The sequence below is a fragment of the Amycolatopsis sacchari genome (assembly GCF_900114035.1).
In the GTDB taxonomy this organism is placed as follows: domain Bacteria; phylum Actinomycetota; class Actinomycetes; order Mycobacteriales; family Pseudonocardiaceae; genus Amycolatopsis_E; species Amycolatopsis_E sacchari.
Genome location: NZ_FORP01000015.1, coordinates 165,856 through 192,268 on the forward strand (window position 1 = coordinate 165,856; position 26,413 = coordinate 192,268).

Annotated in this window: 25 protein-coding genes; 7 read left to right on the forward strand and 18 right to left on the reverse strand. The window is 71.3% G+C overall.

What is annotated here, in order from left to right:
* Nucleotides 1-18 precede the first annotated feature (18 nt).
* The gene (locus tag BMZ92_RS23860; protein ID WP_091511588.1) at nt 19-438 is read left to right on the forward strand and encodes a Fur family transcriptional regulator; all 420 of its coding nucleotides are present in this window, start codon (nt 19-21) and stop codon (nt 436-438) included.
* Between the two features lie 933 nt (nt 439-1,371).
* On the opposite strand, the gene BMZ92_RS23865 is transcribed toward BMZ92_RS23860, so the two are convergent.
* The 17 genes from BMZ92_RS23865 to BMZ92_RS23945 form a co-directional block, all read right to left on the reverse strand.
* Nucleotides 1,372-2,067, reverse strand: coding sequence for a TIGR03943 family putative permease subunit (locus tag BMZ92_RS23865; protein WP_091511676.1), 696 nt, complete (start codon nt 2,065-2,067; stop codon nt 1,372-1,374).
* Nucleotides 2,067-2,411 (reverse strand): hypothetical protein, encoded by a 345-nt coding sequence (locus tag BMZ92_RS23870; RefSeq protein WP_091511589.1) that lies wholly within the window; start codon nt 2,409-2,411, stop codon nt 2,067-2,069. Before BMZ92_RS23870 ends, BMZ92_RS23865 begins: the two co-directional genes overlap by 1 nt.
* Nucleotides 2,408-3,424: a permease gene (locus tag BMZ92_RS23875; protein WP_177228844.1), complete on the reverse strand. Its 1,017-nt coding sequence runs from the start codon at nt 3,422-3,424 to the stop codon at nt 2,408-2,410. Before BMZ92_RS23875 ends, BMZ92_RS23870 begins: the two co-directional genes overlap by 4 nt.
* A gap of 1,154 nt (nt 3,425-4,578) precedes the next feature.
* Complete coding sequence (locus BMZ92_RS23880; protein WP_091511593.1) at nt 4,579-4,992, reverse strand: hypothetical protein; 414 nt, start codon at nt 4,990-4,992, stop codon at nt 4,579-4,581.
* Nucleotides 4,989-5,813 carry an isoprenyl transferase gene (locus BMZ92_RS23885; RefSeq protein ID WP_091511596.1) on the reverse strand — a complete coding sequence of 275 codons (825 nt, stop codon included), beginning with the start codon at nt 5,811-5,813 and terminating at the stop codon, nt 4,989-4,991. Before BMZ92_RS23885 ends, BMZ92_RS23880 begins: the two co-directional genes overlap by 4 nt.
* 74 nt (nt 5,814-5,887) lie before the next feature.
* On the reverse strand, nt 5,888-6,646 hold the full coding sequence (gene recO, locus BMZ92_RS23890; RefSeq protein WP_091511598.1) for a DNA repair protein RecO: 759 nt from the start codon (nt 6,644-6,646) through the stop codon (nt 5,888-5,890).
* A gap of 32 nt (nt 6,647-6,678) precedes the next feature.
* On the reverse strand, nt 6,679-7,572 hold the full coding sequence (era, locus tag BMZ92_RS23895; protein ID WP_091511601.1) for a GTPase Era: 894 nt from the start codon (nt 7,570-7,572) through the stop codon (nt 6,679-6,681).
* Nucleotides 7,569-7,904: a cytidine deaminase gene (locus tag BMZ92_RS23900; RefSeq protein WP_091511604.1), complete on the reverse strand. Its 336-nt coding sequence runs from the start codon at nt 7,902-7,904 to the stop codon at nt 7,569-7,571. The genes era and BMZ92_RS23900 overlap by 4 nt, the downstream gene beginning before the upstream one ends.
* Nucleotides 7,904-9,229, reverse strand: a complete 1,326-nt coding sequence (locus BMZ92_RS23905; protein ID WP_091511606.1) for a hemolysin family protein — start codon at nt 9,227-9,229, stop codon at nt 7,904-7,906. Before BMZ92_RS23905 ends, BMZ92_RS23900 begins: the two co-directional genes overlap by 1 nt.
* Before the next feature lie 3 nt (nt 9,230-9,232).
* Nucleotides 9,233-9,787 carry an rRNA maturation RNase YbeY gene (gene ybeY / locus BMZ92_RS23910; protein ID WP_091511609.1) on the reverse strand — a complete coding sequence of 185 codons (555 nt, stop codon included), beginning with the start codon at nt 9,785-9,787 and terminating at the stop codon, nt 9,233-9,235.
* Nucleotides 9,788-9,793: 6 nt separating this feature from the next.
* Nucleotides 9,794-10,876 (reverse strand): PhoH family protein, encoded by a 1,083-nt coding sequence (locus tag BMZ92_RS23915; RefSeq protein ID WP_091511612.1) that lies wholly within the window; start codon nt 10,874-10,876, stop codon nt 9,794-9,796.
* Nucleotides 10,877-10,966: 90 nt separating this feature from the next.
* Nucleotides 10,967-11,323, reverse strand: a complete 357-nt coding sequence (locus BMZ92_RS23920; protein WP_091511613.1) for a histidine triad nucleotide-binding protein — start codon at nt 11,321-11,323, stop codon at nt 10,967-10,969.
* Between the two features lie 381 nt (nt 11,324-11,704).
* Complete coding sequence (locus tag BMZ92_RS23925) at nt 11,705-12,457, reverse strand: 16S rRNA (uracil(1498)-N(3))-methyltransferase (RefSeq protein WP_091511616.1); 753 nt, start codon at nt 12,455-12,457, stop codon at nt 11,705-11,707.
* On the reverse strand, nt 12,457-13,620 hold the full coding sequence (dnaJ, locus tag BMZ92_RS23930; RefSeq protein ID WP_091511618.1) for a molecular chaperone DnaJ: 1,164 nt from the start codon (nt 13,618-13,620) through the stop codon (nt 12,457-12,459). The genes BMZ92_RS23925 and dnaJ overlap by 1 nt, the downstream gene beginning before the upstream one ends.
* A 41-nt stretch (nt 13,621-13,661) precedes the next feature.
* Complete coding sequence (gene hrcA, locus BMZ92_RS23935; protein WP_091511620.1) at nt 13,662-14,687, reverse strand: heat-inducible transcriptional repressor HrcA; 1,026 nt, start codon at nt 14,685-14,687, stop codon at nt 13,662-13,664.
* A gap of 258 nt (nt 14,688-14,945) precedes the next feature.
* Nucleotides 14,946-16,436, reverse strand: coding sequence for a CoA-acylating methylmalonate-semialdehyde dehydrogenase (locus tag BMZ92_RS23940; RefSeq protein WP_091511622.1), 1,491 nt, complete (start codon nt 16,434-16,436; stop codon nt 14,946-14,948).
* Nucleotides 16,433-17,725, reverse strand: coding sequence for an aspartate aminotransferase family protein (locus tag BMZ92_RS23945; RefSeq protein WP_091511625.1), 1,293 nt, complete (start codon nt 17,723-17,725; stop codon nt 16,433-16,435). Before BMZ92_RS23945 ends, BMZ92_RS23940 begins: the two co-directional genes overlap by 4 nt.
* 84 nt (nt 17,726-17,809) lie before the next feature.
* Between BMZ92_RS23945 and BMZ92_RS23950 the strand changes: the two genes are divergently transcribed.
* From BMZ92_RS23950 to BMZ92_RS23975, 6 genes are all read left to right on the forward strand, one after another.
* A complete protein-coding gene (locus tag BMZ92_RS23950; protein WP_091511627.1) occupies nt 17,810-19,399 on the forward strand; it encodes a PucR family transcriptional regulator in 1,590 nt (529 codons plus the stop codon).
* Nucleotides 19,400-19,452: 53 nt separating this feature from the next.
* Nucleotides 19,453-19,818 (forward strand): SSI family serine proteinase inhibitor, encoded by a 366-nt coding sequence (locus BMZ92_RS23955; RefSeq protein ID WP_091511630.1) that lies wholly within the window; start codon nt 19,453-19,455, stop codon nt 19,816-19,818.
* 450 nt (nt 19,819-20,268) lie between these two features.
* Nucleotides 20,269-21,837, forward strand: coding sequence for an NCS1 family nucleobase:cation symporter-1 (locus tag BMZ92_RS23960; protein ID WP_091511633.1), 1,569 nt, complete (start codon nt 20,269-20,271; stop codon nt 21,835-21,837).
* On the forward strand, nt 21,788-22,630 hold the full coding sequence (locus BMZ92_RS23965; RefSeq protein WP_091511635.1) for a nitrilase-related carbon-nitrogen hydrolase: 843 nt from the start codon (nt 21,788-21,790) through the stop codon (nt 22,628-22,630). The genes BMZ92_RS23960 and BMZ92_RS23965 overlap by 50 nt, the downstream gene beginning before the upstream one ends.
* The gene (hydA, locus tag BMZ92_RS23970) at nt 22,630-24,015 is read left to right on the forward strand and encodes a dihydropyrimidinase (protein ID WP_091511638.1); all 1,386 of its coding nucleotides are present in this window, start codon (nt 22,630-22,632) and stop codon (nt 24,013-24,015) included. The genes BMZ92_RS23965 and hydA overlap by 1 nt, the downstream gene beginning before the upstream one ends.
* Nucleotides 24,016-24,024: 9 nt before the next feature.
* A complete protein-coding gene (locus BMZ92_RS23975) occupies nt 24,025-25,020 on the forward strand; it encodes a TIGR03842 family LLM class F420-dependent oxidoreductase (protein ID WP_091511640.1) in 996 nt (331 codons plus the stop codon).
* Here BMZ92_RS23975 and BMZ92_RS23980 read toward each other — a convergent pair.
* Nucleotides 25,017-26,243: a serine hydrolase domain-containing protein gene (locus tag BMZ92_RS23980; protein WP_091511643.1), complete on the reverse strand. Its 1,227-nt coding sequence runs from the start codon at nt 26,241-26,243 to the stop codon at nt 25,017-25,019. The two genes, BMZ92_RS23975 and BMZ92_RS23980, sit on opposite strands and share 4 nt — an antisense overlap.
* Between the last annotated feature and the right edge of the window lie 170 nt (nt 26,244-26,413).

Consider the following 26,413-nt stretch of genomic DNA (forward strand, 5'->3'; position numbering starts at 1 on the left):
ATCCGGGGAGGAGGTCGTATGAGCAGGGTGGCTCCGGTGCCGGGCCGCCGGTCCACGAAGCAGCGGGCCGCCGTGGTGGAGCTGCTGGCCGAGATCGACGACTTCCGCTCGGCCCAGGAACTGCACGACGAACTCCGCCGCCGCGGGGACGGGATCGGGCTGACCACGGTCTACCGGACGCTGCAGTCGCTGTCCGAGGCCGGGGAGATCGACGTCCTGCGCACAGGCACCGGCGAGGCGATCTACCGGCGGTGTTCCTCGCACCACCACCATCACCTGGTGTGCCGGCACTGCGGCAGGACCGTCGAGGTGGAGGGCCCCGCGGTCGAGCGCTGGGCGGAGAAGGTCGCGGCCGGGCACGGCTACTCGGAGATCGACCACACGATCGAGATCGTCGGCACCTGCGCCGACTGCGCCGCCCGCCGGGCTCAGTCGTAGGGGTCGTTGGGGTTGCCGCCGGGCCCGCGCGGCGCCGGGCGGGGGCTGGGGTGACGGCGGCTCCGGCATGGCGGGAGCGCCGCCTGGGGCGGCCGTGGACGCGGGGAACGGCTCGGGTGGGATGCCGCCAGGGCCGGGGGATGGGCTTGCCTGAGGCGCAATCTCACATCCACCATTGAGCCCGGCGACCCACGAGCACGCAGCAACGGCTGAGACGGGACCACCGCTACCGCCCGGCGACCCACTTGGCTGAGGCGCACTCTCACATCCACCACTGAGCCCGGGCATCCACGAGCACGCAGCAACGGCTGAGACGGGACCACCGCTACCGCCCGGCGACCCACTTGGCTGAGGCACACCCTCACATCCACCACTGAGCCCGGCCATCCACGAGCACGCAGCAACGGCTGAGACGGGACCACCGCTACCGCCCGGCGACCCACTTGGCTGAGACGCACCCTCACATCCACCACTGAGCCCGGCCATCCACGAGCACGCAGCAACGGCTGAGACGGGACCACCGCTACCGCCCGGCGACCCACTTGGCTGAGGCGCAGTCCTACATCCGCCACTGAGCCCGGCCATCCACGAGCACCCGCCACCAGCTCGAGCGGGAACGCCGCCGACCCGCCTGCCCGAGGCACAGCTCCTACGTCCACCACCCACCCCGGCCACTCACCAGCACCCAGCCACAGCTCCAGCGAGATCGCCACTGGCGCCGGGCGACCCGCCTGCCCGGGCACAGCTCCTACGTCCACCACTGAGCCCGGCCACTCACCAGCTCGAGCGGGACCGCCGCGGCGCCGGGCGGGATCGCAGCTGTAGGCAGCGCCGGCGCCGCTGAGGCGACCTGCTCCCTGGTTAACCAACGACCCCTGGCCGCCCAGCGGCATGTTCGTCCCGAGGGCGCGCGAACCCTGCCGGTCTCTGGAGTTAGTCCTCGTAGGGGTCCTGCGGCTGGTCGATACGGCGTGCCGAGTCGACGGTCAAGTCGGGCGTGTAGCGGTTGGCGCTCGTCGCTGTGCCGGGGACCACCCGGCCGGTCACCTCCATCCACGTGTCGTCGGGGTAGGTGGGTGCGGTGCCGGTGAGGCGGACCGTGAGCGGGTACGCGTCCGCCGCACAACACGTGATCACCATCCGCGCGAGCAGCACCGAACCGCGCGCGTGCGTGACGAAGCCGGTCAGCCGTACGAGACGGCCGTTCAGTGAACCGCCCGAATCCCAGCCCGCGCGGGTGACGAACTCGGTCATCGACAGCGGCACGACTGCCTCGGCGGGCAGCGGTGGGAACGCCAAAGCCGTTTGTGCGGGAGCTCGGGCCTCCGTGCGCGTGACCGAGTCCGAGCCCAGCGCCGGCGGGGCCACGAGGAACACCGCCAGCACCGGCAGGAGCAGCAGCCACGCCGAACGTGCGGGATGCGCGTGCCCATGTCCTTCGGCGGCGCGCCCCGCCCGCACGTCCCGCACGATCGCGACGGCGCCCAGCACGAGCATCACCGCTCCCCCGGCCAGCACCCACGGCTGCTGCGCGGGCTTGACGTAGCGCAGGTAGTCACCGGTTATGCCGATCTTGAGCAGCGCACCGCCGAGCAGCACGAGCAGGATGTTCTGGGTCTCCCGCCGCATCACAGCCCCCGGTTCACCGCGTGCACGGTGGTCCAGTCCATTGCCGCGACGACGAACGCGAGCGCTCCGCCGAGCGCGAGCAGCCCCGCCACGACACCGAGCGCGATCCCCGTCAGCGCGAGCCTGCCCGTGGTTCTCGCGAGGACGCCGAACAGGACGCTCAGCACCGCCGCACCCAGCACCAGCACCCACAGCGCCCCGAGCACCAGTCCGACCACCATCGACAACGGCGTCGGCAGGGCGCCACCGGGCTGGACGATGAACCAGGTGATCCACGTCGAGCCCGCGAAGACCACCCCGACCGCACCGAGCGCGACGGACGCGAGCGCCAGCCCCGGCCTCATCGCGCGCCTCCCAGCAGCGGCAGGCCCACCGCGAGCGCGCAGCAGACGGCCACCACGAACGTCACGGGTGCGAACCGGACCGCGAACGACCGGCCGAACGTGCCCGCCTGCAGGGCGAACAGCTTGACGTCCACAGCGGGGCCGACGACCAGGAACACCAGTTTCGGCAGCAGTGGCAACGCGGTGAGCGACGCCGCGACGAACGCGTCCGCCTCGCTGCACAACGCGAGCACGACGGCGAGCACCGCCATCACCAGCACCCCGAGCACCCACTGCCCGCCGAGCGCGTCGAACCAGGACTGCGGCGCCAGCACGTTCAGCGCCGCTGAGATCAACGCGCCCAGTACGAGGAACCCGCCCGCCTCGACGAGGTCCGCGCGGGCGATCTCGGCGAACGTGCGCCAGCGCGCGCCTCCCGGTCCGGACTCGGGTAGACGCCGCAGGGCGCGGTCCACGATCCACTCCAGCTTGCCCCAGCGGGCCCACAGCAGGCCCATCACCACGGCGGTCGCGAGCGAACCGAGGAAGCGGGCCAGCACCATCTCGGGCCGTCCGGGGAAGGCGACGGCCGTCGCGACCAGCACCACCGGGTTCACGGCCGGTGCGGCGAGCAGGAACGTGAGCGCGGCCGCGGGCGCCACCCCCTGCCCGAGCAACCGCCGTGCCACTGGCACCGAAGCGCATTCGCACCCGGGCAGGGCGACGCCGGCGAGCCCGGCGACACCCACCGCGGCGGCGGTGCGGCGCGGCAGCACCTTCCGGAGCACCCGCGCGGGCACGAACGCGGCGATCGCACCGCTGACCAGCACCCCGAGCACGAGGAACGGCAAGGCCTGCACGCACACCGCGACGAAGACGGTGGCGCCCGTACGCAGCGCGGGCACGTCCAGCGCGTCCCGCACCCAGCCCTGCACGAGGACCGCGACGAGCAGCACCGCGCACAACACCTCGACGGAGGTCACGCGGCGGCGGGCGCGCTCCTCGGGCGGCGGGCGGTCGGTCAGTGCGGTCATGAGGCGAATGATGCCAGGCCCCGCCGACAGTCCGGGGCGAATTCGTGCCGGTACTGACACGGGTGGGTGACGATGATGGAGATTTGGGACAAAAGCGCAGGTCAGGGGTGCCATTCGCGGGTTTGCGAATGGTCGGTCGGGGGTGGTCGGGGTGGGGTTGCGGAGGGGATCGCGAGGGGGCGGTTGGGTGGCGGTTGGGTGGCGGAGGGGTGGGGTCGGGCGTGGAGCGGGTGGGGGTTCGGGGGCGGTTGCGGGGAGGCGGTTGCTGGGGTGGACGGAGGGAGCCGGGCGTGGGGCGGGTGGGGTTTTGGGCGAGGGTCCGGTGCGCTCGGGCGAGGGTGGGCGCGCTTCAGCGAGGGGCGGCAGGTGGGAGAGGCGGCGGGACGCCGAGCGAGAGCGGCAGTGCGGCCGCGAGGCAGCTCGACGCCGGGCAAGGGCCGCAGCGCGAGGCGGCCGGACACCGAGCGGGAGCAGCGGTGCGGCGCGAGGTGGCTGGACGGCGGGCCAGGGCCGCAGCGCGAGGCGACCGGACACCGGGCTAGAGCAGCGGTGCGGCGCGAGGCGGATGGACGGCGGGCCAGGGCCGCAGCGCGAGGCGACCGGACACCGGGCAAGGGGGGCGGCGCGGCCGCGAGGCGGCCGGGTGCCGGGCAAGGGGGCGGGCGCGGCCGGGCGAGAGGGGTCGTGCGGCAATCCGAGAACAGCGGCGCGGCCGCACGGCGGCCGGACGGCGGGCAAGGGCGGCAACGCGAGGCGGCCGGACGCCGAGCGAGAGCGGCGAGCGGTGCGGCGCGAGGCGACCGCACGCCGGGCAAGGGGGCGACACGGCGCGAGGCGGCCGGACGGCGGGCCAGGGCCGCAGCGCGAGGTGACCGGATGCCGGGCAAGGGGCGGGCGCGGCCGGGCGAGAGCGGCGGTGCGGCCGGACCGGACAAGAGGGGCGGTGCGGCCGCGAGGCGGCCGCACACCGGACAAGGGCAGCAGCGCGAAGCGGCCAGACACCGGGCGAGAGCGGCGGCGCGCCCGCGAGAGAGCGACCGCACACCGGACGAGGGCGGCTGGGAGACCAAGCCGCGACACAGCGGCATCGAGCCACGCAAGGACCCCGTACGCCCCCTCCAGCCAACCCCCACCCCCAGAAGCGCCCGGGAGAATCAGTCGGCCGGGACCAGTTCGCCCCGTAGTTGCGACGCCGTCGAGACCACCAGCATCAGCAGGGTGCCCAGCGCCGCCACGTCGAGCCCCTGCGCCGGGAACGCGTACCGCAGCGTCAGGTCCAGCCCGCGGTCCGTGTGCGAGACCCCGAGCGTGCCGAACAGCCCCTGCCCGGCGCGCTCCGCCGCCGACGCCGCGATGCCCGGCTTGTCCGGCAGGTCCCACGCCACCACACACGTCAGGCTCAGCACCGTGAGCCCCTCCGCCAGCTGCGTCGACTGGATGACCGCGGGCACGCCGGCGTGCGAGAACGTCAGCGCACCGTCGTCGTCGACGTGGACCTCCAGGTAGCGCTCCAGCGCCTCACGGGCCCGGCTCAGCAGCTCCGCGGTGGTCGCGGCTTCGGTCGTCATGAGGCACCTTTCGCGGCGGCGGCAGCGTCGACCGCGGCACCGAACCGGCGGTCGCGCTTGGCGAACTCCAGGCAGGCGGCCCACAGCTGACGCCGGTCGAAGTCGGGGAACAGCGTGTCCTGGAAGACGAACTCGGCGTACGCCGACTGCCACAGCATGAAGTTCGACGTCCGCAGCTCGCCGGACGGGCGCAGGAACAGGTCCACGTCGGGCATTTCGGGCTGGTACAGGTACTTCGCCAGCATCCGCTCGTCGACCTTGTCCGGGTTGATCTTGCCCTCGGCCGCGAGCTGCGCGATGCGGCGCGTCGCGTCGGCGATCTCGGCCCTGCCGCCGTAGTTGACGCACATCGTCATGTTCAGCAGCGTGTTGTGCTTGGTCTTCTCCTCCGCGGCCTGCAGCTCCTTGATGACGCTGCGCCACAACCGCGGGGTGCGCCCCGCCCACCGGATGCGGACCCCGATCGAGCCGAGGTAGTCCACCTGGCGGCGGATCGTGTCGCGGTTGAAGCCCATCAGGAAGCGCACCTCTTCGGGGCTGCGCTTCCAGTTCTCGGTGGAGAAGGCGTAGACGGACAACCACTTGACGCCCAGCTCGACCGCGCCGCTGGCGACGTCGATCATCACGGCCTCACCGCGCTTGTGGCCCTCGATGCGGGGCAGGCCGCGCTGGTTGGCCCAGCGCCCGTTGCCGTCCATGACGAGCGCGACGTGGTTGGGCACCAGCTCCGCCGGGATCTCCGGCGGCCGCGCACCGGAGGGGTGCGGGTCCGGCGCCCGCAACGCCGCCACGGCGGTGTCCTGACGTCCCCTGCGCAGCACCTGTATTCGCCTCCCGTAGCTCGCTTCCGCCGTCCGACCCTACTTGCCCCCGGGCGGCGCATCGCGGCCACGCCCTAACCCCCGCCCGCGGCGACCTCCCGCGCGCGGCGTTCGACCAGCGGCAGCGAACGCAGCTGCCGTTCCAGGTGCCACTGCAGGTGCGCGGCGACCAGGCCGCTCGCGTCCCGCCGGGCACCCTGCACCGCGGCCTCCGCCACGTCCCAGTTGCCGTGCAGCAACGCGTCCAGCAGCACCAGCACCTCCGGCGCGGGGTGCACGGCGCCGGGCGCCCGGCAGGTGCCGCACAGCGACCCCCCGGACTGGACGCTGAACGCCCGGTGCGGCCCCGGCAGCCCGCAGCGCGCGCACTCCATGATCGCGGGCGCCCAGCCCGCGAACGCCATCGCGCGCAGCAGGAACGCGTCGAGCACCAGCGACGGGTCGCGTTCGCCCTCCGCGAGCGCCCGCAACGCGCCCGTGACCAGCAGGTACAGCCGGACCGCCGGCTCGCCCTCCTCGGCGGTCAGGCGGTCGGCCGTCTCGGCGATCGCGCTCGCCGCGGTGTAGCGCTGGTAGTCACCGACCAGGGGCAGCGCGAACGCGTCCACGGTCTGCACCTGGGTGATCACGTCGAGCGTGCGGCCGGTGTAGAACTGCACGTCGACGTGCCCGAACGGCTCGAGCCGCGCCCCGAAGCGCGACGTGGTGCGGCGCACCCCCTTGGCGACGGCGCGCACCTTGCCGTGCCTGCGGGTGAGCAGGGTGATGATCCGGTCGGCCTCACCCAGCTTGTGCACCCGCAGCACCACACCGGTGTCGCGGTAGAGACTCACCCCGACATCTTCTCACGCGGGTACGACAGAACTCAGAAACCGAGCCGCCGCAGCTGCTTCGGATCGCGCTGCCAGTCCTTCGCGACCTTCACGTGCAGGTCGAGGTAGACCTTCGTGCCCAGCAGCGCCTCGATGTGCCGCCGGGCCTCCGAACCCACCGTCCGCAGGCGTTCTCCCTTGTGCCCCAGGATGATGCCCTTCTGGCTGGGCCGCTCCACGTACAGGAACGCGTGCACGTCCACCATGTCGTCACGGCCCTCGTGCGGCAGCATCTCCTCGACGGTCACGGCGATCGAGTGCGGCAGCTCGTCCCGCACGCCCTCCAGCGCCGCCTCGCGGATCAGCTCCGCGACGAGCGTCTGCTCGGGTTCGTCGGTGAGATCGCCGTCCGGGTACAGCTGCGGGCCCTCGGGCAGCCGCGCCACGAGCAGGTCTTCGAGGTCCTTCACCTGGAAGTCGTCCACCGCGGACACCGGGATCAGGTCGGCGAAGTCCAGCACCTCCTGCAACGCGAGCAGCTGGTCGGCGACCTGCTGGCGGCCCACGAGGTCGGTCTTGGTGACGATGCCGATCACCGGCGTGCGCTTCGCGATCTTGCGCAGCTCCGCGGCGATGAACCGGTCCCCGGGACCGATCTTCTCGTTGGCGGGCACGCAGAACCCGACGACGTCCACTTCGGACCACGTCGAGTGCACGATGTCGTTGAGCCGCTGCCCCAGCAGCGTGCGGGGCCGGTGCAGGCCGGGGGTGTCCACGATGACCAGCTGCGCGTCCTCGCGGTGCACGATGCCGCGGATCGCGTGCCGGGTGGTCTGCGGTTTGCTGGAGGTGATCGCGACCTTGCTGCCGACGAGCGCGTTGGTCAGGGTGGACTTGCCGGCGTTGGGGCGGCCGACGAAGCAGGCGAAACCGGAGCGGTGGGTCACTGCACGACTTCCTGCACGTCACCGGAGAGGTCGGCGCGGAAGATCGGCGCCGCCACCGCGAGGTCCCGCACCGCCTGCACCGAGGCGCCGTCCACCAGCGGCCGGTCCGTCACGACCGCCGCCGCTTCGAGGCCCTCGGCGCCGCTGGACACCGCCGCCGCGATCGCCGCCTGGAGCGCGGTGACCTGGAACGACGGCAGCTCGACCGTGGTGGCCGCGTACGTCCGGCCGTCGGTGTCGCGCACCGCGGCCCCCTCCGCGGCCTGCGTGCGGGCCCGTGCCGACCGGGCGAGCACCACGATCTTCTCGTCCTCCGGCTCCAGCTCGGCCATCAGTCCACGCTCCCGTCCCGTTCGTCCGTGTTGCCGGTCATCACCCTACGACCGGCTATCGCGTCGTCCGCCGCGCGGACCACCACGGTCGTGATCCGCATCCGGCCACGGCGGTCCTTGCCGCCCTCGGCGTGCAGGCGGAGCCCGTCGACCTCGGCCTCGGCACCGGGCAGCGGCACGCGGCCGAGGCGCTGGGCGAGCAGGCCGCCGACGGTCTCCACGTCGTGGTCGTCCAGCTCGATGCCGAACAGCTCGCCGAGGTCGTCCACGCTCAGCCGCGCGGACACCCGCACCGACTTGTCGTCGAGGTGCTCGACCGGCGGCCGTTCCTCCACGTCGGACTCGTCGGTGATCTCGCCGACGATCTCCTCCAGGATGTCCTCGATGGTCAGCAGCCCGGCCGTGCCGCCGTACTCGTCCACCGCGATCGCCATGTGGTTGTGGGAAAGCTGCATCTCGCGCAGCAGGTCGTCGAGGCGTTTGGAGTCGGGCACGAAGCTCGCCGGGTACATCAGCTGCTCCACCGGTTTCGCCGCGCCGTTGTCGAGCGACGCCCGCACGAGGTCCTTGAGGTTGACCACGCCGAGGATGTCGTCGACGGACTCGCCGATGACCGGGATGCGCGTGAACCCGGTGCGCAGCGACAGCGCGAGCGCCTGGCGCACGGTCTTGTCCTGCTCGATCCAGATGATCTCGGTGCGCGGCACCATGACCTCGCGCGCGACGGTGTCCCCCAGCTCGAAGACCGAGTGGATCATCTCGCGCTCGGCGGGCTCCACCACGCCGCGCTCCTGAGCGAGGTCGACCAGCTCACGCAGCTCGATCTCGGACGTGAACGGCCCCTCGCGGAAACCGCGGCCGGGGGTGATCGCGTTACCGATGCGGATCAGCAGCCGCGACAGCGGGCCCAGCACGGTGCCGAGCGCCCGCACAGGACCCGCGATGGCGGCGCCGACGCGGTACGGGTGCTGGCGGCCGATGGTGCGCGGGCCGACGCCGATGATCACGTAGCTGACCACGACCATCACCACGGCGGTGACGATCACCGCCAGCCACTGCGGGTCGATCCAGCGCAGGAACACGACCGTGACGAGCACTGTCGCGGTGAGCTCGCAGATGATGCGCAGCAGGAGCAGCAGGTTGATGTGCCTGCGCCGCTCCGCGACGACGGCGGCCAGCTGCCGGGCACCGGGCCGGCCCATCCGGACCAGCCCGTCGACGCGCGCCGGGGAGACGGTGCTGACCGCGGCGTCGGCCGCCGCGAACACGCCACCGAGCAGGACCAGCGCCACGGCGATCACCAGCAGGGAGGCCGAGCTCGCCATCGGTCAGCTGTTCTCCGCGGTGTCGTCCACCGCGTTCAGCCCCGCCGCGCCGAGCAGCCGGTCGTCGTTGGACCGCTGCGCGTCCCGCCGCTTCACCGCCGCCATGGCGGCCTTGAAGTCGGTGAGGATGCGCTTCTGCAGGCCGAACATCTCGCGCTCCTCGGCCGGCTCGGCGTGGTCGTAGCCGAGGAGGTGGAGCACGCCGTGGACGGTGAGCAGGTGCAGCTCGTCCATCAGGGAGTGGCCCGCGGTGCGGGCCTGGTCCTTGGCGAAGGCCGGGCACAGCACGATGTCGCCCAGCAACGCCGGTGACGTGTCACCGGAGTCGGGGCGGCGGGCGGCGTCCAGCTCGTCCATCGGGAAGGCCATGACGTCGGTGGGGCCGGGCAGGTCCATCCAGCGGACGTGCAGGTCGGCCATGACGTCGAGGGTCACCAGCACCACCGACAGTTCGGCGAGCGGGCTGACCTCCATGCGGTCGAGTGCGAACCGGGCGGCGGAGACGATCGAGGTCTCGTCGACCGCCATCCCGGACTCGTTGGCGATTTCGATGCTCATCGGTTTTTAGTGGCGGCCTTTCCAGCCGTTGGTGCCGGCGGCGGCCTCTTGGCCCGCCTGCCATTTCTCGTAGGCGTCGACGATGTCGCCGACCAGCCGGTGCCGCACGACGTCCTGGCTGGTGAGCGTGGCGAAGTGCAGGTCGTCGACCCCTTCGAGGATCTCGCGCACGACCCGCAGGCCGCTGCGCTGCCCGGTGGGCAGGTCGACCTGCGTGACGTCCCCGGTGACCACGATCTTGGAGTTGAAGCCGAGCCGGGTCAGGAACATCTTCATCTGCTCGGGCGTGGTGTTCTGGGCCTCGTCGAGGATGATGAAGGCGTCGTTGAGGGTGCGGCCACGCATGTACGCCAGCGGCGCGATCTCGATGGTGCCGGCCTGGATGAGGCGCGGGATCGAGTCCGGGTCGACCATGTCGTGCAGCGCGTCGTAGAGCGGCCGCAGGTACGGGTCGATCTTCTCCGACAGCGTGCCGGGCAGGAACCCGAGCCGCTCACCGGCTTCGACGGCGGGCCGGGTGAGGATGATGCGGGTGACCTGCTTGGCCTGCAGCGCCTGGACGGCCTTCGCCATCGCCAGGTACGTCTTGCCGGTGCCGGCGGGGCCGACGCCGAAGACGATGGTGTGCTTGTCGATCGCGTCGACGTAGCGCTTCTGGTTCAGCGTCTTGGGCCGGATGGTGCGGCCGCGGCGGGACAGGATGTCCATGCTCAGCACGTCGGCCGGGGACTCCTTGCCGCCCGCGGAGAGCATGCCGACGGTGCGGCGCACGGTGTCGGGCCCGACCTGCTGGCCGCGCTCGGCGAGGGTGACCAGCTCGGCGAACACGCGCTCGGCGAACGCGACGTCGGCGGGCGCACCGGTGAGGGTGACCTCGTTGCCGCGGACGTGCACGTCGGCGTCGAGCAGCTCCTCGGCGACGCGGAGGTTCTCGTCGCGGGAGCCGAGCAGCGTCAGCGCCGCTGTGTCGGGGATCGGGAACCGGGACTGCGCACTGTTCGTGGCGATCTCGGTGACGTCCGTGCTGGTCTGGGGGACGTCCTGGGGGACGTCGGATCGGGCGGCTCCACCCGGTGCGGTACCGGCCACGTGCCCTCGGGCCTGCTTTCTGCGCGTGCGCTGGTCGACGTTGTCTGGTGTCTTCGATGCTAGCGGCACTGCCCCCGCTGTCGCAGGTGGTTACTCGTGCCTGCCGAACAGTCCGAGCTGCTCACCGCCCAGCACGTGCGCGTGCACGTGGAAGACGGTCTGCCCCGCGTCACTGTCCGTGTTGAACACAACGCGGTAGCCGGTGTCCTTGATTCCCTCGAGCTCCGCGACCTTCTCCGCGGTCTTCACCACATCCGCGAGCAGCTGCGGGTCGGCCGCGGCGAGCTCGGCCACGTTGCGGTACCTCTTGCGCGGCACCACCAGCACGTGCACCCGCGCCTGCGGCCGGATGTCCCGGAACGCGAACGTGGTGTCGTCGGAGTACACCACGTCAGCGGGAATCTCCCCCGCGATGATCCGCTCGAACAAGGTCTCCGCATCACTCATGGCCCGGAAGCCTAACCAAACCACCAGGACAACGACACCAGCACCGCAGCGGAACGGCACCCGGCAACGAAACCGGCACCGCCGGATGGGGGTCCAGGGGGCGAGCCCCCTGGCGGGGGTTTGGGGGTCCGACCCCCAAGAAGAAATTCGGATGCCCCGCCGAGCGCGAAGGCCGAAGGCCGAGCGCGAGACGCCGCGGTGGCGGCGAGACCTGGGGGTCGCCCCACCGCCGCCGCGGCTCCGCCGGACCGAGGGGGGAGGTGTCCGGCGGGGTCTGGGTACCCGGGACTACCTCCGGCCCCAGGTGCTGGGCTCAGCGTAGTGGCTGGGCGCGCCGTAACGCCATATTGCATCTTGATTTTTCCGGTTTTGCCCCGGGGTTCACTCCCACCTGGTGGTGCGGGCACCCAGCGCGCCCAGTGCGACGGCCGCGGCGGTGGACGTGCGCAGGACCGTCGGGCCGAGCCGGACGGGGATCGCACCGGCCGCGCACAGGGTGTCCAGCTCGGCATCCGTGATGCCGCCTTCGGGGCCCACCACCAGCAGCAGATCCCCCTCGGTGGGAAGGTCGACCGTGGTGAGCCGCTGTTCGGCGGTGCCTTCGAGGACCAGTGCGAGCGCGGCGTCCTCGACCGCGGCCGCCAACGACGCCGTGTCGACCGGTTCCGGTACCTCGGGCACCCACAGCCGCCGGGCCTGCTTCGCGGCGGCGCGTGCGGTGTTTTGCCAGCGGGCCAACGCCTTCGCGCCGCGCGGGCCCTCTTCCCAGCGCGCAACGCTGCGTTCGGCGCGCCACGGCAGGATCGCGTCGGCACCGGCCTCCGTGGCCAGCTCGACCGCCAGCTCGCCGCGGTCCCCCTTCGCGAGTGCCTGCACGACGACGACCCGCAACCGCGGCTCGGGCTCGCTCCAGCGGCGCTCCACCACGAGGTCCAGCGCCGGGTCGCGCCCCGCCCGGACGGCGTCGACCACGCAGTCGGCCGCCGCACCCTTGCCGTCGGACAGCACGAGCCGCTCCCCGGCCCGCATGCGCCGGACGGTGACGGCGTGCCGCGCCTCGTCGCCGTCGAGCACGGCACGCGAACCCGCCGGCAGTTCCCCGACGAGGAACACCGGCGCGGTCGTGCCCGGCATTACCGGTGGCTCTTGGCGCGCAGCTTCGAGAACAGCCCGCCCGACCGGCCGCCCGAGGCCAGCGTCGACACGTCCTCACCACGCTGCTGGGCCAGCTCACGCAGCAGCTCGCGCTGCGCCTCGTCGAGCTTGGTCGGCACCACGACATCGATGTGGACGTGCAGGTCACCGCGGCCGTCCACGCGCCCGGACGAGCGCAGCCGCGGCATGCCCTTGCCGGGCAGCAGCAGCTCCGCGCCCGGCTGCGTGCCCGGGTCGATGTCCAGCTCGTACTCGCCGTCGATCAGCGTCTCCAGCGGCACGGTGGCGCCCAGCGCGGCCGTCGTCATCGGCACGCGGAGGTTGCAGTGCAGGTCGTGGCCCTCGCGGAGGAACACGTCGTGCGGCTCCTCGTCGATCTCCACGTACAGGTCACCCGCCGGGCCACCGCCGGGGCCGACCTCGCCCTGGCCGGACAGCCGGATGCGCATGCCGTCGCCGACACCGGCCGGGATCTTCGCCGTCACCGTGCGGCGGGCCCGCACGCGGCCGTCGCCACCGCACTGGCGGCACGGGTCCGTGATGACCTCGCCGTAGCCGCGGCACACCGGGCACGGCCGCGCCGTGACCACCTGGCCGAGGAACGACCGCTGCACCGACTGGATCTCGCCCTGGCCGTTGCAGGTGTCGCAGGTCTTGACGGTGCCGCCGGGGGCGGTGCCGTTGCCGTGGCAGACGTCGCACAGGATCGCGGTGTCGACCGGGATCTCCTTGTTGACGCCGGTCGCGCACTCCTCCAGCGTGAGGCTGATCCGGATCAGCGCGTCCGAACCCGGCTGCACGCGGCTGCGGGGACCGCGGCCGCGGCCGGCACCGGTCGCGGCGCCGAAGAACGCGTCCATGATGTCGCCGAGGCCGCCGAACCCGGCGAACGGGTCACCACCGCCGCCGCGGGCGCCGGCGCCGTTGTCCAGCGGGTCGCCGCCGAGGTCGACGATCTTGCGCTTCTGCGGGTCGGAGAGGACCTCGTACGCCGTGGTCACCTCGCTGAACTTCTGCTGCGCGTCCTCGGCGGGGTTGACGTCGGGGTGCAGCTCCCTGGCCAGCTTCCGGTACGCGCGTTTGATCTCCTGATCACTCGCGTTCTTCGGCACGCCCAGGATGCCGTAGTAGTCCCTCGCCACCGTTCTCATGTCCTCCTGCCAAAGCCCTCGAAGCTCGCCGGTCAGTTGCCGGCCAGGATCTGGCCCACGTAGTTGGCGACCGCGCGCACCGCGGCGATCGTGCCGGGGTAGTCCATCCGGGTCGGCCCGACGATGCCCATGCCGCCCAGGAGCACGTCGTCCTTCCCGTAGCCGATGGACACCACGGAGGTGCTGCGCATCTGCTCGTCCTCATTCTCCTCGCCGATGCGCACCGTGATCGCACCGGGGTTGCGGGCCGCGGCCAGCAGCTTCAGCACCACGACCTGCTCCTCGAGGGCCTCCAGCACCTGCCGCAGCGAGCCGGGGAAGTCCGCCACGTTGCGGGTCAGGTTCGCCGTGCCGCCGAGGACGAGCCGCTCCTCCGGGTGCTCCACGAGGTGTTCGACCAGTACCGTACAGATCCGCACGAGCGCGTCGTGCAGCTCGTGCGGCGCCTGCTCGGGCAGCTCCGCCACGCGCGCGGCGGCGTCGGTGAGCCTGCGGCCGGACAGCTTGGAGTTCAGCACGTCCCGGATGCGCGCCACGTCCTCCTCGGGCAGCACGTCCCCGAGGTCGATGGTGCGCTGGTCGACGCGGCCCGAGTCGGTGATGACGACGAGCATCAGCCGGGCCGGGGTCAGCGGCACCACCTCCAGGTGGCGCAGCGTCGCGTTGGACATCGTCGGGTACTGGATGACCGCGACCTGCCTGGTCAGCTGGGCGAGCAGCCGGACCGACCGGCGCAGCACGTCGTCGAGGTCCAGCGCCCCGTCGAGGAAGCTGATGATCGCCCGCCGCTCGGCGCTGCTCAGCGGCTTGATGTCGGCGAGCCGGTTGACGAACAGGCGGTACCCCTTGTCGGTCGGGATCCGCCCCGCGCTCGTGTGCGGCTGCGTGATGTAGCCCTCCTCCTCGAGGGCCGCCATGTCGTTGCGCACGGTCGCGCTCGACACGCCCAGGTTGTGCCGGTCGACGATCGCCTTGGACCCGACCGGCTCGTGGTGGGCGACGTAGTCGGCGACGATGGCGCGCAGCACTTCGAAGCGACGCTCTTCCGAGCTGGCCACCCTTCACCTCCGCGTTCGGTGCACCCCTGTACATCGAGTTTAGGCGAAGTTGTCACTCCCCTGCCCTGAGTGCCAGCGAGGGGCTCACGAATTCCGGGAAGCGGGGGTTCACCCCCGCTTGGCCGGGTTCCGGTCCCACGGCTGGCGGGGACCAGCTGGACCAGCTCGGCGCGGAAGGCGAAGTCCGCGGCGAGCAGCGCCGGTACGGCGGAGTCGTCCCACCGGTTCCACGCTTCCGCGTAGAACCGGTGGACCAGCTCACGAGTTCCGGGGGAAGCCGAGGTTCACGCCGCCCTGGCTGGGGTCGGGCCAGCGGCTCGTGACGACCTTGCGCCGGGTGAAGAAGTGGAAGCCCTCCGGGCCGTAGGCGTGGCTGTCGCCGAACAGGGAGTCCTTCCAGCCGCCGAAGGAGTAGTAGCCGACGGGGACCGGGATGGGCACGTTGAGCCCCACCATGCCGACCTCCACCTCGTTCTGGAACCGGCGCGCGGCCCGGCCGTCGTTGGTGAAGATCGCCGTGCCGTTGCCGTAGGCGTTCGCGTTGACCAGCTCCAGTGCCTCGTCGTACGTCCGTGCCCGCACGACCGACAGCACCGGGCCGAAGATCTCGTCGCGGTAGACCGACATCTCGGGCGTGACGTGGTCGAACAACGTCGGGCCCAGCCAGAAGCCGCCGCCGTCGACGGCCACGTCACGCCCGTCCACGACCAGCGACGCGCCCTCGGCGAGCCCGGCCTCCACATAGGACCGCACGCGGTCCCGGTGCGCCGCGGTGACCAGCGGCCCCATCTCCGACGCCGGGTCCCGCCCGTCGCCCACCTTGAGCCGCGTCATCCGCTCCGTGACCTTCGCCACCAGCTCGTCGGCGACCGGCTCGACCGCGACGACCACCGACACCGCCATGCACCGCTCCCCCGCCGAGCCGAAGCCCGCCGAGACGGCGGCGTCGGCGGCCAGGTCGAGGTCGGCGTCGGGCAGCACGACCATGTGGTTCTTCGCCCCGCCCAGCGCCTGCACGCGCTTGCCGTGCGCGGTGCCGGTCTCGTAGACGTAGCGGGCGATGGGCGTCGAGCCGACGAACGAGATCGCCTTCACCGCGGGGTGTTCGAGGAGCCCGTCGACCGCGACCTTGTCGCCGTGCAGCACGTTGAGCACCCCGGCGGGCAACCCCGCCTCGGCGAACAGCTCGGCGATGAACACCGACGCCGACGGGTCCTTCTCGCTCGGCTTGAGGACCACGGTGTTGCCGCACGCCAGCGCGTTCGGCACGAACCACAGCGGCACCATCGCCGGGAAGTTGAACGGCGAGATCACGCCGACCACGCCCAGCGGCTGCGCGATCGAGTACACGTCCACGCCCCGGGAAGCGTTTTCGCTGTACCCGCCCTTGAGCAGCTGCGGTGCCCCGCACGCGTACTCGACGTTCTCGATGGCGCGGGCGATCTCGCCCGCCGCGTCGGACTCGACCTTGCCGTGCTCACTCGTGATGATCTTCGCCAGCTCGTCCTTGCGCGCGGCCAGCAGCTCGCGGAAGGCGAACAACACGCGGCTGCGTGCCGCGAGCGAGGTGTCGCGCCAGGCGGGGAAGGCGCGGGCCGCGGCGGCGACCGCCTCCTCGACCTGCGCGGTGCCCGCGAAGTCGACGTGCGCGCGGACCTCGCCGGTCGCCGGGTCGAACACCTCGCCCGTCCGCTCCGCGACGCCGCCCCACGGTTTGCCGTCGATCCAGTGGCTGATGCGGCCGGTCATCGCGCCACCTCCGCGACCGACGCCTCCAGGATCTCCAGCGCCTCGTCAGCCTCTTCGCCGGTGAGCGTCATCGGCGGGGCGAGGCGGAGGACGTTGCCGTGCAGGCCACCCTTGCCGACGAGCAGCCCGCGTGCCTTGGTCTCCTCCAGCAGCGCGGCGGCGTTCGGCGGGCTCGGGTCCTTGCCCCCGGACTCCACGAGTTCCACGCCGATCATGAGCCCCTTGCCCCGCACGTCGCCGATGATGTCGTAGCGCTCGCCGAGGTCCCGCAGCCCCGCGATCAGGTGGTGCCCGAGCTTTTCCGCGTTGCCCTGCAGATCGCGGTCGAGCAGGTAGTCCAAAGTGGCCTTCGCGCCGGCGGTGGCGACGGGGTTGCCGCCGAACGTCGAGATCGAGTTCGCGGTCAGGCAGTCCATCAGGTCGCCGCGGGCGACGACCCCGCCGATCGCGAGGCCGTTGCCCAGCCCCTTGGCGAACGTCATCGCGTCCGGTGTCACGCCGTGCGCCTGGATGCCCCAGAAGTGCTCGCCCGTGCGGCCCCAGCCGGTCTGGACCTCGTCGGAGATCAGCAGGATCCCGTAGGAGTCCAGCACCTCCTTGAACGCGGCGAACAACCCGTCCGGCGGCACGTTGAACCCGCCCACGCCCTGGATCGGCTCGGCGATGAGCGCGGCCACGTCCCCGGCGGTCGTCGTCTGCAGCACGTCACGCAGGTCGTCGGTGCACGCCTTGATGTAGTCGGCGTCGGGCAGCGAGCCGAACGGGTCGCGGTAGCGGTACCCGCCGTGCACGTAGCTGACCTTGACCGGGGACAGCGAACTGGCCGCCCAGCCGCGGTTGCCGGTGATGCCGATCGTGCCGAACGCCCTGCCGTGGTAGGAGTTCCGCAGTGCCAGTACCTGGTTGCTGCGCCGGTACTGCGTCGCGAGCATGAGCGCGGTCTCGTTGGCCTCGGTGCCGGAGTTGGTGAAGAACACCTTGGCCTCCGGGATGCCGGACAGCTCCGCGATCCGCTCCGCGAGCTCCACCTGCCTGCGGATGAGGTACAGCGTCGAGGTGTGCAGCACGCCGGTGTCGAGCTGCGCGCGGATGGCGTCGGAGATCTCGGCGATGTCGTAGCCGATGGCGTTGGTCAGGATGCCGGCGAAGAAGTCGAGGTAGGTGTTGCCCTCGGCGTCGGTGACGCGCCTGCCCTGCGCGCGCACGATCTCGATCGGCTCGTCGTAGTACAGGGCCAGCCACTGGGGCAGGACGGCGCGGTGCCGGGCCAACAGCTCTGCTTCGCTCATGTCCACGAGTCTCGTCAGCCGGGGCTTCGCTGGACACGAGCAACATGTACGGAGAACGCCTTCCGCCCGTACAGTCTGTGTCCTATGTACCCGACGGTCGCCGACGTGCTCGCGCTGCCCGTGGTCCGCCACGGCCGCCCGCGCGTGGTCGCCGGGGCGGAGGGGCTGGACAAGCGGGTCCGCTGGGTGCACGTCGCGGAGGTGGCCGACATCGGGCACCTGCTCAAGGGCGGCGAACTCGTGCTGACGACGGGTATCGCGCTGCCCGACGACCCGGCGGCCCTGGCGAAGTACGTGGACGGGCTCGCCGAAGCCGGCGTCGTGGGCCTGGTGGTGGAGCTGGTGCGGCACTGGAGCGGCGGACTGCCACCGTCGCTCATCGCCGCCGCCGACCGCACCGGGTTACCGCTGATCACCCTGTCCCGCGAAACGCAGTACGTCGCAGTGACGGAGACGGTGCACGGGCTCATCGTCGACGCCCAGGTGGCGGAACTGCGCGCGGCCGAACAGGTGCACCAGGTGTTCACCGAGCTGACCGTCGCCGGGGCCGAGCCCGCCGACGTGCTGCGCGAGGTGGCCCGGCTGACCGAGCGGCCGGCGGTGCTGGAGACGCTGTCGCACGATGTGCTCGCCTACGACGCGGCCGGTGCCGATCCGGGCGAGCTGCTGTCGGGCTGGCTGCCGCGCTCGCGTGCGGTGCACGTGGGCGAGCGCACCGGGTACGCGCCCGAAGCGGGCTGGCTGGTGACGATCGTCGGCGCGCGCGGGCACGACTGGGGGCGGCTGGTCATCGTGTCCGACGAGCCGCCGCCGCACCGGCACGTCGTGGTCGCCGAGCGGGCCGCGTCGGCGCTGGCCGTGCACCGGCTCGTCGCGAAGGACTCCGACAGCCTGGAGCGCCAGGCGCACCGCGCCGTGCTGACCGAGCTGCTCGCGGCCCCCGTGCCGTCCGCCGAACTGCTGGCGCGTGCGTCCGCGCTGGGCGTTCCGCTGCCGGGGCGGCAGCTGGTGGGCGTGGCGCTGCGGCCGCGGCTGACGGCGACGAGGCAGCCGAGCCAGTCCGCGGCGGTGGTCCTGCGGGAGCTGGCGGAGGCGATGTCGCTCGCGGCGCGGCGGGCCCGGGTGTCGGCGCTCGTCGCGGTCGTCGACGAGCTGAGCGTGCGGGTGCTGCTTTCGTTGTCCCCCAAGGCGAACGCCGACGCCGTGCTGGACCGGCTGGCCGGCGAGGTCCGCACCCCTCGGGTGGTCGGGGCCGGTACGACGGTGCACTCCCCCGCGCACGCGCGGCGCAGCCTGGTCGAGGCGGCCCAGGTCGCCGCGGCCGCCCTGCACAGCGACGTGGATCGGTCCGTGCACCGGCTGGAGGACGTCCGGCTGCGGGGCCTGCTGCACCTGCTCGCCGACGACGAACGGGTGCAGGCGTTCGCGGCGCGGGAGCTGGGCCCGCTGCTGTCGCGGGACGCCGCGTCGGGCACGCGGCTCGTGCAGGCGCTGCGGCACTACTGCGAGCAGGGCGGGAACAAGTCGGCCGCCGCGGCGGCGGCGCACACCTCGCGCACGGCGTACTACCAGCAGCTCGCCCGCATCGAGCAGGTGCTGGGGGTGCCGCTGGAGGACCCCGAGTCGATGCTGTCCCTCTACGTCGCGCTGCTCGCCCACGACCTCCGTCAATAGTTCACTCGGTCGTGTAGGCAAGAGTAAAGGGCGAACGGCCGATACCCCCCGTTATGCCTCTTCCTACTGTCGTACCCGCTCTGGTCTCGGTGCTCGCGCTCGCGCACCCCGCCCCCGCGCAGTCCGCCCTCACCCTTTCGGTGCGGGACGAAGCCGGCCGGGGTTCGTCGGTCACGCTCGAATGCGGCCCGACCGGCGGCACCCACCCGCACCACGACCGCGCGTGCCGCACGCTCGACTCCGTGGACGGTGACTTCGGCAAGCTGCCGAAGGAACAGATCCTCTGCACGACGATCTACGCGCCGGTCACCGTCGCCGCGACGGGCCACTGGCACGGCCGCCCGGTCGCCTATTCGCGCGAGTTCCCCAACCGCTGCAACGCCAACGCCCAGACAGCAGACGTTTTCAATTTCTCGTGAATCCTGTTTGGCTGACTTGCGGGCCGGTGCAGGTGGCGGAACCTGAGGCCCGCCCGCCAGCCCGACCACCACCCCTGGCGGAGGCGCCGCGCGCCGCGGTATCTCCGGCTCCGGGATCGCCTCCTCATAGAGGCGTGCCAGGTCGCAGTGTTTGATCAACGCTGGAGGCGCTGTCCTCGCGAGGAACCGCCCACCCGTCTCCCACCACCACCCTCAACGGACGCGCTCCGCGCGGCCAACCCCATTCAAACCCGCGGCGGTGCGAGCTGCTCGGGCGGTGAAAACGCGGCTTCGCCGCCACAGCAGACCTGGGATGTTTCGCCGAGATCACCAACCTGCTACACAGCACCGCCGCCCGCGTGGCGCAATCGACAGAATGCGTGTGTGCGCGGGCAACGGTGAACACTCTGCCAATGCCGCGGGCGCGGGCGGGGCGCGCACCATTCCGCAATGGCACCCTCGCAGATCACGCACCCCGACGGCCGGGTGGATCTCCGCGACACCACGCCGCTCGCCGGCAGCAGGTTCTTCAACGACGAGCTGGCCCCCGTTCCGGTCGGCAAGCGCACCTGGAACACCTACAACTACTTCGCGCTGTGGATGGGGATGGCGCACAACATCCCCTCCTACGCGCTCGCCTCGTCCCTGATCGCGCTCGGGATGGACTGGCTGCAGGCGCTGATCACGATCACGCTGGGCAACCTGATCGTGCTGGTCCCGATGCTGCTCAACAGCCACGCCGGCACGAAGTACGGCATCCCGTTCCCCGTGTTCGCGCGGGCGTTCTACGGGATGCGCGGCGCGAACTTCGCCGCGCTGCTGCGGGCGTTCATCGCGTGTGGCTGGTTCGGCATCCAGACGTGGGTGGGCGGTGAGGCGATCTACATCCTCGTCGGGAAGCTCGTCGGCGGCGGCTGGCGGCACGCGGCCGAGCTGGGCGGGCAGCCGTGGACGCTGTGGCTGTCGTTCGGGGTGTTCTGGATCGTGCAGATGCTCATCATCTGGCGCGGTATGGAAGCCGTGCGGCGCTTCGAAAACTGGACCGCGCCGCTGGTGTCCGTCGGCTTCCTGATCCTGCTGGCGTACGTGCTGATCAAGGCGGGCGGACCGGGCCCGATCCTCGCCGAACCCGCGAAACTGGGCTGGGGAAGCGGTTTCTGGAAGGTGTTCGCCCCGTCGCTGATGGCGATGATCGCGTTCTGGTCCACCTTGTCGCTGAACATGCCGGACTTCACGCGGTTCGGCGGCAGCCAGGCCAAGCAGGTGCGCGGGCAGCTGCTGGGCCTGCCCACCACGATGACGTTCATCGCGGTCGTGGCGATCCTGACCACGTCGGGCGGGCAGCTGCTCTACGGCGAGGCGATCTGGGACCCCGCGCAGCTGGCCGACCGGTTCTCCAGCCCGGTGCTCGTGGTGGTCGCGTTGATCGCGCTGGTGCTGGCGACGATCTCGGCGAACCTCGCGGCCAACGTGGTCAGCCCGTCGTACGACTTCTCCAACGCCTTCCCCAAGCGCATCACGTTCGCCATCGGCGGGCTGATCACCGGCGTGATCGGGGTCGTGATCATGCCGTGGAAGCTGTACTCCGACCCGAGCATCTACATCTTCGCCTGGCTCGGGTTCTACGGCGGGATCCTCGGCGCCGTCGCCGGGGTGCTCGTCGCCGGGTACTGGGTGCAGCGGCGGCGCACGCTCGACCTCGCCGGGCTCTACACCGAACGCGGGCGGTACTGGTTCCGCGGCGGCTGGAGCTGGCAGGCGCTCCTCGCGACCGCGGTCGGCGGGGTGCTCGCGGTCGGCGGCGCCTACACCGCGCCCGGGTCGAGCGGGCCGTTCCCCGCCGACGGCCTCATCCCGTTCCTCAAACCGGTCTACGACTACAGCTGGGTCGCCGGGCTCGCCGGCGCCTTCGTGGTCTACCTCGCGCTGACCCTGCCGGGGCGCGCGTCCGAGAAGAAGGAGGAAATCCGTGAGCAACCTGGTCAGGGCCGCGTTGGTGCAGCAGCGGTGGACGGGTGACAAGGACTCGATGATCGCGGGCGCGGTCGAGGCCATCGGCAGCGCCGCGTCGCAGGGCGCGCAGGTCGTGTGCCTGCAGGAGTTGTTCTACGGCCCGTACTTCTGCCAGGTGCAGGACGCCGACTACTACTCCTACACCGAGGGCATCCCCGACGGGCCGACCACGAAGCTGCTGCAGGAGGTCGCCGAACGGCACGGGATCGTCATCGTCGCGCCGATGTACGAGCAGGAGCAGGCGGGCGTGTACTACAACACCGCCGCGGTGATCGACGCCGACGGCCGCTACCTCGGCAAGTACCGCAAGAACCACATACCGCAGGTGAAGGGCTTTTGGGAGAAGTTCTACTTCCGGCCCGGCAACACGGGGTACCCGGTCTTCGACACGGCGGTCGGGCGGATCGGCGTGTACATCTGCTACGACCGGCACTTCCCCGAGGGCTGGCGGGCGCTGGGACTGGCGGGCGCGCAGATCGTGTTCAACCCGTCGGCGACGAGCCGGGGGCTGTCGCAGTACCTGTGGCGGCTGGAGCAGCCGGCGGCCGCCGTGGCGAACGAGTACTACGTCGGGGCGATCAACCGCGTCGGCGTGGAACCGCTGGGCGACAACGACTTCTACGGGCAGACGTACTTCGTCGACCCGCGTGGCGAGCTCGTCGGCGAGGCGGCATCCGACGAGAAGGACGAGGTCGTGGTGCGGGACCTGGACATGGACAAGCTCGCGGAAGTGCGGGACCTGTGGCAGTTCTACCGGGACCGCCGCCCGGACTCCTACGGCCCGATCGTGGAGCCGTGATGCGCACCCTCATCAAGGGCGGGACGGTGCTGTCCCCCACGGGCGGGGTCCTCGCGGACGTGCTGGTCCAGGACGAACAGGTCGCGGCCGTGACCGCGCCGGGCGTGTTCGACACCGCGGACACGGTGCTCGACGCGACCGGGAAGTACGTGCTGCCGGGCGGGATCGATGCCCACACGCACATGGAGATGCCCTTCGGCGGCACCTTCTCGGCCGACACGTTCGAGACCGGCACCACCGCCGCGGCGTGGGGCGGGACGACGACGATCATCGACTTCGCGGTGCAGGCCAAGGGCACCTCGCTCGTGTCCACTCTGGACAAGTGGCACGAGAAGGCCGACGGCAACTGCGCCGTGGACTACGGGTTCCACATGATCGTCTCCGACGTCAACGACGCCACGCTCAAGGAGATGGAGACCTGCATCGACTCCGGGGTGACCAGCTTCAAGATGTTCATGGCCTACCCCGGCGTGTTCTACTCCACCGACGGCGAGATCCTGCGGGCGATGCAGAAGGCGCGGGAGACCGGCTCGACCATCATGATGCACGCGGAGAACGGCATCGCGATCGACGAGCTGGTCGCGCAGGCGCTCGCGTCCGGCAAGGGCGAACCGGTGCAGCACGGGCTGACCCGTCCGTCCGCTTTGGAGGGTGAGGCGACGTCTCGGGCGATCACGCTGGCACAGGTGACCGGCGCACCGCTGTACATCGTGCACCTGTCGGCCGCGGAAGCGCTTTCCGCGGTCGCGGAGGCACGGGACTCGGGGCAGCACGTGTTCGCCGAGACGTGCCCGCAGTACCTGTACCTGTCGATCGACGACCTCGCGAAACCCGGTTTCGAGGGCGCGAAGTACGTCGCCTCTCCCCCGTTGCGGGAGAAGCGGCACCAGGCGGACCTGTGGCGCGGGCTGCGGACGAACGACCTGTCCGTGGTGTCCACCGACCACTGCCCGTTCTGCTTCAAGGACCAGAAGGAACTGGGCCGGGGCGACTTCTCGAAGATCCCGAACGGGATGCCCGGCGTGGAGCACCGGATGGACCTGCTGCACCAGGGCGTCGTCGCGGGCGAGATCTCGCTGGGACGCTGGGTCGAGGCGTGCTCGACGACCCCGGCGCGGATGTTCGGACTCTACCCGCGCAAGGGGGTCATCGCCCCGGGTTCGGACGCGGACATCGTGATCTACGACCCGGCGGCACGCCAGACGTTGTCGGCCGAGACGCACCACATGAACGTGGACTACTCGGCGTACGAAGGGTTCGAGATCACCGGCAAGGTGGAAACCGTGCTGTCGCGGGGAAAGGTCGTGGTGTCGCCGTCGGGCTTCAGCGGCGGGACGGGCCACGGCCGGTTCCTCTCGCGCGAGAAGTGCCAGTACCTGAACTGAGGGGTTGCCATGGACTTCGGCTTGGTGCTGCAGACCGATCCGCCGGCGCGGGACGTGGTGCGGCTGATGAAGGACGCGGAGGACCGCGGGTTCGGCTACGGGTGGACGTTCGACTCGTGCGTGCTGTGGCAGGAACCGTTCGTCATCTACTCGCAGGTACTGGCGGCCACGTCGGCGATGACGGTCGGGCCGATGGTCACCAGCCCGGGCACGCGGGACTGGTCGGTGACGGCCTCGCTGTTCGCGACGCTCAACGACACGTTCGGCAACCGCACGGTCTGCGGCATCGGCCGGGGCGATTCGGCGCACCGGGTCATCGGCAAACCGCCGTCCACGCTCGGCACCCTCCGCGAGTCGATGCACGTGATCAAGGAACTCGCCGAGGGCCGCTCGGCGGTGCTGAACGGCAAGGAGGTCCGCATCCCCTGGGTCCGGAATGGACGGTTGGAGATGTGGATGGCCGGGTACGGTCCGAAAGCGCTGAAGATGGCGGGTGAGCACGCGGACGGGTTCATCCTGCAGTGCGCGGACCCGGCCATCGCCCGGTGGACGATCGGGAGCGTACAGGAGGCCGCGCGGGCGGCGGGCCGGGACCCGGCGGGCATCACGATCTGCGTCGCGGCACCCGCGTACGTCGGCGACGACGTGGCGCACCAGCGGGAGCAGCTGCGGTGGTTCGGCGGCATGGTGGGCAACCACGTCGCCGACCTCGTGGCCCGCTACGGCGATTCCGGCCCGGTGCCGCGCGAGCTGACGGACTACATCCGCGAGCGGGAGGGCTACGACTACGCCCACCACGGCCGCGCGGGCAACCCGTCGACGGATTTCGTGCCGGACGAGATCGTGGACCGCTTCTGCCTCACCGGCCCCGCGGGCGCCCACGTGGAGCGCCTGCAGGAACTGGCGGAGCTGGGGGTGGACCAGTTCGCGGTGTACCTGATGCACGACCAGCGCGAACAGACACTCGCCGCGTACGGCGACCTGATCGCCAAGCTGGCGAGCTAGTCCACCAGCGCCTGGTAGACCAGCTGCCGGAGGTACTGGCGGATGGGGTGGGTGCTCGACGGCAGGAGCTGCGTGAAGAACAACGCGGTCAGCTCCGCCGCCGGGTCCACCCAGAACGCGGTGCTCGCCGCCCCGCCCCACGCGTACTCGCCGGGGCTGGAAAGCGCTTTCGCCTTGACCGGGTCCAGCAGCACCGAGAAGCCCAGCCCGAAGCCGAAACCGTTGAACGGCATCTCCGCGAACAGCGGGCGCCCGAAGGCTTCCAGGTCGACGCCGCCGGGCAGGTGGTTGCTCGTCATGTGCGCCACGGTGCGCGGGCTGAGCAGCCGCACGCCGTCGAGTTCCCCGCCCCGCAACAGGAACTGCGTGAACCGGTGGTAGTCGGCGGCCGTGGACACCAGCCCGCCGCCGCCCGAGAAGTAGTCCGGCTTGCCGACGCCGGACTGGCCGAACGCGTCGTTGCGCACGGCCTTGCGCGTGCCGGGCTCCGGCGTGTACAGCGCCGCGAGCCGGTCGAGGTCGTCCGTGCCGAAGGACGTGTCGGCCATCCCGAGCGGCCGGAAGATGCGTTCGGTGAAGAACTCGGCGAGCGACTGCCCGGACACGACCTCCACGAACCTGCCGAGCACATCGGTGGAGACGGAGTAGTTCCACTCGCTGCCCGGCTGGAACACCAGCGGCAGCTCCGCGAACTTCTCGGTGACGGCGGACAGGTCCAGCCCGGACGGTGCGCCCCACTCGAAACCGGCCTCCCGGTACATCGCGTCGACGGGGTGCGCGTGGTGGAAACCGTAGGTGAGGCCCGAGGTGTGCGTCAGCAGGTGCCAGACGCGGATCGGCTCGGTCGCGGGCTCGGTGAGCGGGTTGATCGCCGACCCCTTCACGTACACGCGGGGCTGCGCGAACTCGGGCAGCCAGCGGGAGATCGGGTCGGTGAGCTCGAAGGCGCCTTCCTCGTACAGCATCATCGCGGCGACGGACGTGACGGGTTTGGTCATCGAGAAGATGCGCCACAACGTGTCCGCCTCCACCGGTTTCCCGGCTTCGACGTCGCTGTGCCCGTACCGCGAGTGGTGCACGACGTTGCCGCGGCGCGTGACGACGATCTGCCACCCCGGCAACCGGCCATCGTCGACGAAACGGGCGAAATGCCGGTCGATCCGCTCCAGCCGGCTCGCGTCGAAACCGAGTTCCGCGGGCTCGGCAGCCAATTCCAGAACCATGTCCGGTTACTCTTCTGGGCGCGCAGAGCCTCGTCAAGACGCGGAAATCCGGTCCGGGTTCGAAGTCCCGATCTTACAACTCGTTTCAAAATGATCGGCGCGTCTGCTGGCCGTAGTTGATCAAGTGTGGGCATGCTGATGTGGTGATTGAGAAGTTGGTTCCCGACAGT